12 protein-coding genes are annotated in these 11,939 nt (G+C 56.0%); 5 read left to right on the plus strand and 7 right to left on the minus strand.

Features of this window, described 5'->3' with window-relative positions:
* The first annotated feature begins 2 nt into the window (after window positions 1-2).
* Together C1J03_RS01480 and cobF are read left to right on the plus strand one after the other, a co-directional pair.
* Complete coding sequence (locus C1J03_RS01480) at window positions 3-302, plus strand: DUF1636 family protein (RefSeq protein ID WP_114883021.1); 300 nt, start codon at window positions 3-5, stop codon at window positions 300-302.
* Window positions 299-1,039, plus strand: a complete 741-nt coding sequence (gene cobF / locus C1J03_RS01485; RefSeq protein ID WP_114883024.1) for a precorrin-6A synthase (deacetylating) — start codon at window positions 299-301, stop codon at window positions 1,037-1,039. The genes C1J03_RS01480 and cobF overlap by 4 nt, the downstream gene beginning before the upstream one ends.
* Here cobF and arfB read toward each other — a convergent pair.
* The 6 genes from arfB to C1J03_RS01515 form a co-directional block, all read right to left on the minus strand.
* Window positions 1,036-1,455, minus strand: coding sequence for an alternative ribosome rescue aminoacyl-tRNA hydrolase ArfB (arfB, locus tag C1J03_RS01490; RefSeq protein WP_114883026.1), 420 nt, complete (start codon window positions 1,453-1,455; stop codon window positions 1,036-1,038). The genes cobF and arfB overlap by 4 nt on opposite strands.
* 388 nt (window positions 1,456-1,843) lie before the next feature.
* Window positions 1,844-2,470 carry a queuosine precursor transporter gene (locus C1J03_RS01495; protein ID WP_114883028.1) on the minus strand — a complete coding sequence of 209 codons (627 nt, stop codon included), beginning with the start codon at window positions 2,468-2,470 and terminating at the stop codon, window positions 1,844-1,846.
* A 103-nt stretch (window positions 2,471-2,573) separates the two neighbouring features.
* The gene (locus tag C1J03_RS01500) at window positions 2,574-3,434 is read right to left on the minus strand and encodes an esterase-like activity of phytase family protein (protein ID WP_114883030.1); all 861 of its coding nucleotides are present in this window, start codon (window positions 3,432-3,434) and stop codon (window positions 2,574-2,576) included.
* Window positions 3,435-3,442: 8 nt separating this feature from the next.
* On the minus strand, window positions 3,443-4,381 hold the full coding sequence (gene mepA, locus C1J03_RS01505; protein WP_114883032.1) for a penicillin-insensitive murein endopeptidase: 939 nt from the start codon (window positions 4,379-4,381) through the stop codon (window positions 3,443-3,445).
* Window positions 4,378-5,751: an MFS transporter gene (locus tag C1J03_RS01510; protein WP_114883033.1), complete on the minus strand. Its 1,374-nt coding sequence runs from the start codon at window positions 5,749-5,751 to the stop codon at window positions 4,378-4,380. Before C1J03_RS01510 ends, mepA begins: the two co-directional genes overlap by 4 nt.
* A gap of 108 nt (window positions 5,752-5,859) precedes the next feature.
* Window positions 5,860-6,408 (minus strand): thioesterase family protein, encoded by a 549-nt coding sequence (locus C1J03_RS01515; RefSeq protein WP_114883034.1) that lies wholly within the window; start codon window positions 6,406-6,408, stop codon window positions 5,860-5,862.
* 124 nt (window positions 6,409-6,532) lie between these two features.
* Between C1J03_RS01515 and C1J03_RS01520 the strand changes: the two genes are divergently transcribed.
* The 3 genes from C1J03_RS01520 (at window position 6,533) to yaaA (ending at window position 9,761) form a co-directional block, all read left to right on the plus strand.
* The gene (locus tag C1J03_RS01520; RefSeq protein ID WP_114883035.1) at window positions 6,533-6,820 is read left to right on the plus strand and encodes a YggT family protein; all 288 of its coding nucleotides are present in this window, start codon (window positions 6,533-6,535) and stop codon (window positions 6,818-6,820) included.
* A gap of 85 nt (window positions 6,821-6,905) precedes the next feature.
* Window positions 6,906-8,951, plus strand: a complete 2,046-nt coding sequence (recQ, locus tag C1J03_RS01525) for a DNA helicase RecQ (protein ID WP_114883036.1) — start codon at window positions 6,906-6,908, stop codon at window positions 8,949-8,951.
* Window positions 8,952-8,981: 30 nt separating this feature from the next.
* On the plus strand, window positions 8,982-9,761 hold the full coding sequence (yaaA, locus tag C1J03_RS01530; RefSeq protein ID WP_114883037.1) for a peroxide stress protein YaaA: 780 nt from the start codon (window positions 8,982-8,984) through the stop codon (window positions 9,759-9,761).
* Here the strand turns inward: yaaA and C1J03_RS01535 are convergent.
* Complete coding sequence (locus tag C1J03_RS01535; RefSeq protein WP_114883038.1) at window positions 9,746-11,917, minus strand: response regulator; 2,172 nt, start codon at window positions 11,915-11,917, stop codon at window positions 9,746-9,748. The genes yaaA and C1J03_RS01535 overlap by 16 nt on opposite strands.
* Window positions 11,918-11,939: the final 22 nt, after the last annotated feature.

The following is an 11,939-nucleotide window of genomic DNA, read 5'->3' on the forward strand; positions in this document are numbered from 1 at the left end:
AGATGTTTGTGTGCACAAGCTGCACTTTGGGGCAGGCGGGCTTTCTTGAACGGGTTCGCGTCGCGCTTCCTGATGTTGACGTTGCTGGCATCGATTGCATGTCCGGTTGCGCCGATGACCAAACCGTCGCCTTTCGTGCGCCGGGCAAAGTTGCGTATCTTTTCGGCGACATTACGGATGCTGATTTGCCAGCGTTAGAGACGTTTTCAAGGCATTATGTTGCATCCACTGATGGCACATTTGAAGACGCACGGTTGCTGGGCGATTTGCGTATGAAGGCGCTGGCGAGGATACCGGGATGAAGCTGACGTTGATTGGCATTGGCACTGGCAACCCAGAGCATCTGACGTTGCAAGCCGTCCGTGCTATGAATGCACAAGACCTGATCCTAATCCCGCACAAAGGGGCCACCAAAGACGATCTGGCGCAACTGAGGCGCGACATTTGTGGGCAGGTTATAACCAATCGATCCACACAGTTGGTTGAGATCACCCTGCCGGTGCGCAACGAGAGCACGGCCGATTACCGCAAGCGCGTTGACGATTGGCATGATGCCATTGCGCAGGTCTGGCAGGCGGCAATTGCTCAGCATCCCGGTGCAGAAAATGTTGCCCTGTTGGTTTGGGGTGATCCGTCTCTGTACGACAGCACCTTGCGGATTGCTGCGCGATTGCACCCTGCGCTGAAGATCGAGGTAATCCCAGGTATTACGTCGCTCCAGGGGCTGACGGCGGCGCATGCTACCGTACTTAATGAAATAGGTGCGCCGTTTATCGTAACAACGGGACGGCGGCTGCGGGATGAAGGCTGGCCGTTGGGCGTGGACACTGTCGCAGTGATGTTGGACGGAACTTGCGCATTTCAGACGTTGCCCCCTGACGGGATTGATATCTGGTGGGGTGCCTATGTCGGCATGAAAGAGCAGATTATTGAGAGTGGGCCTCTGGCTGATGTTTGTGAAAAGATCATCGCGCGGCGGGCAGACGCACGCGCAGCTCACGGGTGGATCATGGATATTTACCTTTTGCGCAAATCCTAATCCGGATCAACTTTGCCGCGCAGTGTCTTGACCTCTCCGCGCACTTTCTTGGCTTTCAGACGCCTCTTTTTTGACCCTAACGTGGGGCGCGTTGCGATGCGTCGTTTCGGTGGGGTCAAAGCAGAACGGATAAGATCAGCCAATCTTTCGCGTATGATGTCGCGGTTTCGTGCCTGACTGCGTGTTTCGTCACATTGCAGCACCAGCGCGCCCTCATTGGTCCAGCGCCGCCCGGCGAGCCGTTTGAGGCGTGTTTTGACCGGGGGAGCGAGCGAGGGCGAGGTCGCTGCTTCAAATCGCAGCTCAACCGCAGACGAGACTTTATTCACATTCTGCCCGCCCGGGCCGGAAGAGCGGATAAAGCTCTCGGTCAATTCCCAATCCTGCAGAGCGACATTATCTGTGATGCGTAACATGCCCTGAACATCGCATTGGAGCTCGTTGAGGTGAAGGGGTGTTCTGGTGCCAGAGAGTAGACTGGAAATACCGTACTGCGTGGGCATCAGTTAAGTCCAGAAACCACAGTTTTGCGGGAGCTGGGCGCGCAGGTTCACGCCCCCCAAGATGCGAAATGGGCCGCCCCTTTAAAGGGCGGCCCAATCGAATGGTTTCAGGAGGTAGGATCGGTTAGACCGATAGCCCACCCGGGTTTTCAGCTGTTAGGGGCTGCCCTAACAAGCGATCCTCCGGGCTGTTCCGATACCTCGCTCCAATACCTTTCTTGACACTGGATCACCTCCTTTACATTTGTTGAACTCACCTGAATCGTTGCACAGGTTTGGCAAAACGCAAAGAAGTTTTTCGTTAATTTTGAGATGTGCGCAGCATCCGGGCCGTGATTATGCGGAATGGAACCAGCGCAATCAGTGCAAGGCTGAGCTTAACGGCCCAGTCTGCGACGGCGAGTGAAACCCAAAGCGGGGCGACTGGACCTGTGCCTAACAAGGGTATTGCCTCTGATGCCCAAGAGACATCCGTGGCAGGGTGCAAAAAGCTCAACGCGCCAGAAAACGCGATGGAGAAAAAGAGCACCGTATCAAGCGTGCTGCCCACAAGGGTCGATACCAGCGGTGCGCGCCACCACCTGCCCCCACGCAATGCAGCAAAGATACTGACATCAAGCAGTTGAGCGACCAGAAAGCCAACGCCAGAGCCAACAGCGATGCGGACCGTGACCAATGGGCCAAATTCGCCAATGATCTGCGTGCCGATCAGCGAGCATATCAGCCCGACAGCAAAACCGATCAAAACAACGCGGCGCGCTGGGCCGGTACCGTAGACGCGGTTCATGACGTCGGTGACCAAAAAGGCGAGTGGATAGGTGAAAGCGCCCCAAGTGAGCCAGTCACCATAGAGAAATTGAACAAGGATATTGGAGGCCACAACGATGGCGGCCATGGCAAGGATGCCGGGAAGGTATGTGCGTGTCATTTTATTACCGTTTTTTGCAAGGGTGCGGCGACTTGGCCTGCGAGGATCGCAGACTTGGCCGCTTTAGGGGCAACCGGGCGCGGGCGCAAGACGTTCGTGGTCTTTAATTCGTGACGAAGAACTCGATGATTTCGGTGCGTTGGATCGACAGAAAGTTATCGTCAGACATGAGCGTAAGTCGGGTTTGACCCGCAGTGTCCTGCCATACGCTGATGGATTCGAGGTTATCAAAACGCCCCGGAAAAGTGGTCAGCAGGGTTTCTTCGGCCAGATTGGGAGCGCTAAGGTCGAACCGCCGGATGCGGCTGCGAAATCCTAGGAGTGTAGTTGCACGTTCCAATAGCCAAAACCGCCCCTGGGGGTCGAAATCTGCGCCAACAGGACGAAACCGCCCGCGTTTGGGGATGGTTGCTGCAACCAGCCACTTACCGTTTGCATAGGCATAAAGCGGGTAGGGGCGGCTGGTGCGGCCTAAATGATGTTCTGCCAAGGCGAATATTGTGCCATCTGGCCCAATCGCCAACGCCTCAATTCCGCCGTTGGGTTTTACCTTTAGGTCACGAGGTAGCTTCGTTTTTTGTTTAGTTCGCCCCGTTGCTGGATCGATCTGCATTAATCTGTGGAAATGCTCGAAGCTGACGTGGATGATCCCATCGGAACCAATCGCGAGCCCTTCGGCATCGCTTCGCTTGTGCTTTAGTTGCCGGTTCTTGGGGTCCAGCAATGGCACAGATCGCCTAATTTCGACACCTGCAAGGTGGCCGTCATCGCGCAGCATCCGTGCTTGCAAGAATCGCCCTTTGTCGCTCACGGTGACAAGAGATCGTCCGTTATCGGTGACTTCCAGCCCTGACCACCCGCCAAACCAGGACGCATCCATTGACCACACAAAACTGCGATCAAGTCGCAATACCGGAGCGGATTGCGTCGCGGCAGATGTGCTGGCAAAAACCAGCGCAACCACCAGACGGATCAGTTTGCGTCTAGAACCGATTGGCACTGAGCAGGCAGATCAGCAAGCAACAGCTCGCGGCGGGGCTTGGGGGCAGGTGCGTTTGGATCAGGGGGCGGCGGGTTCAGGATGTTCTGCTGCCATTGGACCGCATCAGCACAGCCATCACCGGCGGGCGGCGGGGTCTGATCGGTACAGCCGCGCGCGCCTGAAGGACATTTAAGCCGAACGTGGAAATGGTAGTGGTGCCCGTACCAAGGCCGGATCTTGCGCAGGTAGCTGCGGTCGCCTTTTTCATCTTGGCACATCTGAACCTTGGCCCCGGGAAAGACAAAAATACGGGCTGTGCGGGGGTCTTTTGCCGCTGCTTTCAGGATCTCATGATGCGCGCGGGTCCAGTCTTTGTTGACATAGGCACCTTTGGCCCGCCGCATTGAGATTGACGAAATCCCTTCGCGTTCCTTGGCGGTCAGGTTGAGGCGGCTGGGGGGCAACATCCAGATGTCAGCATCAAGACCGATCTGATGACTACGGTGCCCCGTCAGCATTGGGCCTCCTCGGGGTTGGCTCATATCTCCAACATAAAGCCCTTCCCAGCCGGGTTGCTTTGCCGCAAAGGCGCTAAGCTTTTGGACCATATCGACGGTTTCAGGATGCGCCCAATTCCGGTTGCGTGACAGACGCATGGCCTGCCATGTTGGTCCGGTTTCTGCCAACTGCGTGCCACCTGCCATGCACCCTTTTGCATAGCTGCCGAAAGCCGCTGAGGATTGACCGGATGGGCGCGGTTTTTCGCCAAAAAGCTGTTTGGCCTGCACATTGCTAAGAGCGCCACCCGAAGACCCAATCGTGGGCAAGGCGACAGGCGCGCCGCTGATATCGCGCTCCTCATTGCCGCCATTACAACTGGCCAGTGCGAGGGCTAGGACTGAGAATAGTGCTGCACGTGTGAGGGTCATCTCGCAAAATCTCCCTTTGGTTTGACCCATGCTAACAGGATCAGCCCGATGATGAACAGCCCCACAACTGGCGTAATGCCCAATCGTTGGCTGCCGGTAATCTCTGACGTTAATGCGATCAGCGCGGGTGCTATGAACGATGTTGCTTTGCCGGATAGTGCATAAAGACCGAAGGCTTCGGTCATGCGTTTGGGATTGGCCTGCCGCGTCAACATGTTGCGCGAGGATGCCTGTAATGCGCCACCCGCCGCGCCGATCAGCGCACCTGCGACGTAGAACAAGATATTGGGCAGGTTAGAGCCTTCAGCCAAGGGGATCCAAAACGCTGATGTCGGCGTGAGAGAGATAATCATGCACGCCGTCAGGATCAAAATCACGCAGCAGGAAACGATGACAGGCATGGGGCCGATGGCACGGTCCACGCGCCCGCCGACCCAGCAGAACACCGCACCGGATATCGCTGCGAGGATTCCGAAAACGCCGATGTCGATTATGCTCCAGTTCAGCACACCAAACGCGTAAATGCCGCCAAACGTGTACATCCCGTTGAGCGCATCACGGTAGAACATCGACGATCCAAGATAGGCCAACATCGACGGGTGTCGGGGTAATCCGCGTAGGGTCTGAGCCAAGTCCTTGAAGCCGGCCCCAAGTTTGTATTGCGGGGCATCCGGTTTCAACGTGTCGCGCGTATAAAGAAAGAAGGGCACCATGAAGACTGCAAACCAGATTGCCGTTAGCGGCCCTACAATGCGAGAATCCGCGCCGGTTTGAATATCGAGACCAAACAGAGGGTTGAGACCCACAATAGTTTTGCCAGTGTCACCAGCTTGGAAGAACGCGATCATGATCGCCAGCGACAGTACGCCGCCGGCATAGCCGAATGCAAAGCCGGACCCTGAAATACGGCCCAACTCTGCCGGGTCGTCATGGAGTTCAGGCAGATAGGAGTTCGTAAATATCGTCGCGAACTCCATTCCGATGAGGCCAATGCCGAAAAAGAACAACGACCAGAGCACCGAAAAATCCTGTGGCGCAGTCCACCAAAGCCCCGCAGAGCCGATCACGTAGAGTGCTGAGAATAACCTAATCCACGGCATTTTGCGCCCAGAGCTGTCTGCGACGGCCCCCAAGATCGGAGCAAGGATGGCAATGCAGATGCCTGTCGTTGCAAGCCCCCAACCCCAATAGGCTTGCGCCTGCGCTTTGGCCGCGAGCTCTGGCATGCCCCCAGCCATAAGAGTGGCGGAGGCAGTTTGGGCGAAATAGGGACCAAAAATGAATGTCAGAATCAGCGTGTTATAAGGCTGACTGGCCCAGTCAAAGAAAAACCAACCCCAGATGCGTTTGCGCTGTGTGATGCTGCTCATTATGGACCCTTTGCCTGTGCTGGTACGGGTAGAGCAGCCCGTTTCACGCCGCGCAAGACAAAGCTTATCCGGCGGCTGGTTCTTAAGGCGCTGAAACGCAGCCGTTGTTTAAGCAGCGCTGTCTTGCATTGGCGGCCAAGGGCGCGTGTCTTCGGCGCTGATCCAGTTGGAAATCCAGTCTGGCACCGCAGGTGAAACTAAGGTCAAATCCATCGCTGTAAGGAGCCGCTCAGGTGCCACGATCCCGGATTTGTCGGTTGCGGCAGCGCGGTAGAGTACATTGCTCGCGCATTCTCCGTTTCGTTTCCACATTGATTGTTCCAAATACATGAACTTGTCGTCCCAGCAGACGAGGCGGCTGCGCATTTTGAAACGTTCAAATCCGCGCACGCGCCGGCGAAACCGGACGCAACTGCCTGCCATGGTCAGCCCCCAGCCTTCACCTCTAAGCGCCGTCACAAGACCGGCGCGCTGTGCCATCGCCATTCGTCCCAAATCATACAACGTCAACGCCCGCCCGTTGTTAAGTTCAAGCCACATATCCAGATCATGCGGCCAGCAGATGTGATGACTGACATGGATATCGGTCAATTCCTTGAGCGGTGGTTGGCGTTTGGCTAGAACCATATCTTTGACCATGCGGACGAACGGGAACATATGAGGTCTCTTTTTGCCCTCAGGTGAAGCATCACAGGCCCACGTCAACCTAGAACCTCGCGGCACCCTTGCTCTTTGTGCGGGGCGAGCTTAACTGACTGTCACCTTAAGGGAGCCCATTGCTATGACGTCACTGTTCCAAATCCTGATGCTTTTGTTGAATATTGTTTGGTTTTTTCTAATTGCCCATGTGGTGATGTCTTGGCTTATCAACTTTCAGGTTCTCAACTTGCGCCAGCCGTTGGTTGCGCAAATTTGGCATGGTTTGAACCGTATTCTCGAACCGATTTACGGACCCATCCGTCGCAGGTTGCCACAGATGGGCGGTATCGATCTGGCCCCGTTGGTGGTGCTGATCCTTGTGGCGGTCTTGCGCATTGTGCTGACCAACAACGCAGCAGCCTTTTACTAGCCCAATTTGAATATCCGGGGCTTGCCCGTCTGAGGTCCATGTGGGAGTCTGCTCAAAAGAGCAGATTTCACCAAAAGGTTCCCTCATGACAGGCGCTGCCCCGCTGTTACGTGACGTATTCGGCTTTGACGCCTTTCGCCCCGGCCAACAAGAGATTGTGGAAGCCGTAACGGCAGGCGAAAACGTGCTTGCGATCATGCCGACGGGGGGTGGCAAATCCCTGTGCTTCCAACTGCCTGCACTGATGCGTGAAGGGGTCACGGTGGTGATTTCACCGCTGATTGCCTTGATGCGGGATCAGGTGCGGTCGTTGCAAGAAGCCGGCGTTGCTGCGGGTGCGCTGACCTCGGGTAACACGCCTGAGGAAACGGACGCGGTTTGGGAGGCGTTAGACGCGGGCACGCTCAAGTTGCTTTATATGGCACCGGAACGGCTCGCTGCAGGGTCTGCCATGGGGATGTTGCGCCGTGTTGGTGTCAGCATGATCGCCGTAGACGAAGCGCATTGCGTGAGCCAGTGGGGGCATGATTTCCGCCCAGATTACTTGCGTATTGGCGAGTTGCGGCGGACCTTGGATGTGCCGCTCGCTGCGTTCACCGCCACGGCGGATGCGGAAACCCGGCTCGAGATTGTTCAAAAGCTGTTTGACGGTACTCCGCCTCGCGCATTTTTGGGTGGGTTTGATCGGCCCAATATTCATCTGGCTTTTGCGGCCAAGAACAGCCCGCGTAGTCAAATATTGAACTTTGCCGCCGCCCGCAAAGGGCAATCTGGCATCGTCTATTGTGGCACCCGCGCCAAGACCGAGGGGTTGGCCCGCGCTTTGAGCGAGGCGGGCCAAAGCGCGCTGCATTACCATGGTGGGATGGACGCCGAGGACCGCCGTATCGCTGAGCGGCGTTTTCAACAAGAAGACGGGCTGATTGTTGTTGCGACCGTTGCCTTTGGTATGGGCATCGACAAGCCTGATATCCGCTGGGTTGCCCATGCCGACCTGCCCAAGAGTATCGAATCTTACTATCAGGAAATTGGCCGCGCGGGGCGCGATGGCGCTCCGGCTGAAACCCTGACCTTGTACGGCCCCGAGGATATCCGTCTGCGCCGCACTCAAATCGACGAAGGGCTTGCTCCACCAGAACGCCGGATGGCCGATCACGCACGGCTGAATGCTCTTTTGGGATTGGCCGAGGCGCTAGAATGTCGGCGCAAGACCCTGTTGGGCTATTTTGACGAAACGGAAATCACCTGTGGGCGCTGTGATTTATGCGACAGTCCGGCAGAAGTGTTTGACGGCACAACGGCGGTGCGCAAGGCACTGTCCGCGATGTTGCGCACGGAAGAATGGTTCGGTGCGGGGCATCTGATCGACATCCTGCTGGGCAACGAGACCGACAAGGTCAAGCAGCGCGGCCATCAGTCCTTGCCGACGTACGGCGTTGGCGGAGAATATAACCGCAACGAATGGCAGGCCGTATTTCGGCAGATGATGGGTCACGACCTGATCCGCCCCGATGCCGAACGCCACGGTGCGCTGCGTATGACAGATGCGGCGCTGCCGATACTCAGGGGTGAGGCCAACATTACCTTGCGCCGTGACAGCATCAAGGCGGCGCAATCGAACCGTCGTCCAGCAGTCAAAGCGATGGTAAGTGACGAAGACGCACCGCTGCTGAGCGCGCTTAAAGCCAAACGTCGGGCACTGGCAGAGGCGGCGAAAGTTCCCGCGTATATTATTTTCACAGATCGAACTTTGATTGAAATGGCGGAAAATCGACCTGCAAACCTGGATGCGATGGCACAGGTTGGGGGTGTTGGGGCCAAAAAGCTTGAAAGCTATGGTTTCGCGTTTCTTGAGGTGATCAATAGCGAGGTCGAGGTCATGCATCCTCAGCGGCGCAAGCTTGCTGGCCGGGACGCGGGATCGGTTTATGATCAACTGCTTGAAGCGCAAGCGGAACTGGCGCGCGGAGCATTAGGCACGGAAAAACCGCTCAGTTGTTCAGCATCGCAATTGGCCAAAGTCGCGCAGATGCCTAATGCTGATGATACTGCGCTGACACGGTTGCTGGGCGATCGGCGTGCGGAAAGATTTGGAGCGGCTTTTCTGGACGTACTGCGGAGTGCGGGCTAAGTAGCGATTTGAGATCAAACAGGGGGTTAGATGCTAGTTGTAATTTCACCGGCCAAACGGCTGGATTGGGCAGACCGTGATGTGGCAACAACCGCGCCCGATTTTCAGGATGACGCGATCCGTTTGGCTCGAACTGCGCGCAACCTAACGCTCGGAAACCTAAAGGGTCTGATGGCGCTGAGCGATGATCTGGCCCGGTTGAACCGCGACCGTTTCCGAGCATTTGAGGACGCGCCTGAGGTGCAAAACACACGCCCGGCTGCCTTTGCATTTGCTGGCGACACCTATCAAGGCCTTGAGGCCGCCAGTCTTGATGCGGAGGAGTTGGCCTTTGCTCAAGATCATTTGCGCATCCTATCAGGGCTTTATGGGTTGCTGCGCCCGATGGATGCGATCCAGCCCTACAGATTAGAAATGGGGAGCCGCTTGAAAACCCGGCGGGGCACCAACCTATATGACTATTGGGGTGGCGATTTGTCGAAGGCGCTGAATGCGCATGCTGATGCGACCGGGAGCAAGGTGTTGATCAACTGCGCCAGCCAGGAGTATTTTGGTGCGGTAGACCGTAAAGCGTTGAAATTGAGGGTCATCACCCCTCAGTTTATGGAAGATAAGGGTGACGGAAACCCACCGAAGATCGTGAGCTTTTTTGCCAAAAAGGCGCGCGGTGCCATGGCGCGCCACATCATTCAGACCCGTGCCGTCACCGAAGAGGCCGTGCTGGATTTTGACATCGGTGGCTACACCCATCGGCCAGAACTCTCTAAACCTGATATGCCTGTTTTTGTCCGACCTTATCTCGCGAGTTGATCGTCCACTGCTGGTGCTATGACGGGCCGCGCGCCCTCGGGCTGTGCCGCAACCATGCGTTCTAGAATGGCAGGCTTGCGTAGGGGCTTGGTCAGGTAATGATCTAACCCCGCCGCCAATATTCCCTGATCATCGCCGTCCATCGCATGGGCCGTTAGCGCGACGATTGACACGCTTGTCCCGCTTTTGCGCTCAATCGCGCGGATCGCGCGTGTCGCTTCTTTGCCGTCCATCTTCGGCATTGAGATATCCATAAAAATAATATCTGGCGCAAAGCTTTGGAAAAGCGCGACCGCCTCATGGCCGTTATTGGCGAACTTAAGTTCAATATCGAGGTCTTTAACCATCTTACGAAAGACCAGCTGATTGGTTTTGTTATCTTCGGCGGCAAGGACACGTACCTGTCGTTGGATTATGGCCGCTGTCGGCACGTGCGACCCCAGCCCCTGCAATGCAGTGATCAGATCTCGACGCGGCAGAGGTTTGCGTAAAATCGCAGAAACGAATGTTCCGGCGGGGTCTTTTTCGGCCTGGTCGGGGTTTGAGCTCAGCAAGATGAAGGGCGCGTCGTGCCCACCCTCATGCAGCCGCGTCGCAAGCGTCAAACCGTCCATGCCGGGCAATATGTGTTCGCATAATACGACATCCACATGCGGACCAATCTGGGCCAAGGCGTCTTCGGCACCTGCGCAGCTGATAACCTTGAGGCCAAGTTGGTCAAGCTGCCGCTCCAACACCTTGCGATTGGCGGCAATAGGATCGATGATCATCGCTTGATGCACTCCAGCTGGCAAAGGCGGCGGTGCCAGCGTGATCGCATTTACAGCCTTCATGCCAAGCTTGAGGCCAAAACATGACCCGACACCTTCCTCAGAAGTGACCCACATTTCACCGCCCATCATGTCAATCAACCGCTGAGAAATGGCCAGTCCCAGACCGGTACCGTCAAACTGCCGATTGCGCTCGTTCTCAACCTGATTAAATTCACCAAAGATGTGCGCGACCATGTCTTCGGGAATGCCAATGCCGGTGTCTTCAATAGCGATATGCACGGACACATCGCCGGTCTCGATATCACTGATCCCGGTGACCCTCACCAGAACGTGCCCCTGAGCAGTGAACTTAACTGCGTTGCCCATTAAATTTGTCAGGACTTGCCGAATACGGCCAGGATCGCCGATCAATTCGTTTGGCAGGAACAGATCATAATCCAAAAGCAGCGCTAGTTCCTTTTCACGTGCTGCAGGTTGCAGCAACATCATCACTTCCTGAATGGCGCGTTCAAGATCGAAGGGTTCGGGATGTATTTCCAGCTTCTTTGCTTCGATTTTGGAATAATCAAGCACGTCATTGATGATCACGAGAAGTGCTTCACCGGAGTTCTTGATCGTATCGACATAGAGAAGTTGTTCTTCAGACAGATCCGTATCCGCAAGCACATCGGCCATGCCCACAACGCCGTTCATCGGTGTGCGGATTTCGTGGCTCATATTTGCGAGGAACGAAGATTTTGCGCGATTCGCACTTTCGGCAATCGCGCGCGCCTCTTTGAGCTGTTCTTCGTAGCGCACAGACGACGTGATATTGATGCCAAGAGAGACCATATCCCCACCTGATCCGCGCTGATCCAGAAGCCTGATGTGGGCACCATCCCAAAGGCGAACGACGACGGGGTCCGGCTGTTGCATGTGCAGGCGCTCTGTCATCATGTTGCGCCAGTCAAGGAGGGTCAGATCGCCGGGATCAACGATCCCCTCATCGGTCATAACCTGCAGGATCGTGACGTAGTTAACGCCCGGTTGGATCACCTCAAGCCCATCAAAAATATCAACATATGCTTTGTTGGCGATGATCATCTCGTTATCGGAGTTGAAAAAGGCGAAACCGTCCTTGATCGTCTCAATTGAGTGCCAAAGCCGCCGTTCCGCGACTGCGATCTTTTCATTCGCCACCGTCAGGTCAGATTTGACGCGTTTATTCTCGCCTCGGATGGTTTCAACCTCAGCGCGGGTCTCAACGATTTCATTGGTCAGCTGCAACGCATGCTTACCTAGCTTGCGATTGGCGGCAAAAAGCTCCGCCTGTTTCAGCTCCAGCATCCGTTCCGCCGCGAGCCGGCTGCGCCGTTCCTCGGTCAGTTTGTTTGCGAGACTCATCTGCCGCTCCGCTGGTCTTTCT

Origin of the sequence: Sulfitobacter sp. SK012, assembly GCF_003352085.1 — a bacterium.
Lineage (GTDB): Bacteria > Pseudomonadota > Alphaproteobacteria > Rhodobacterales > Rhodobacteraceae > Sulfitobacter.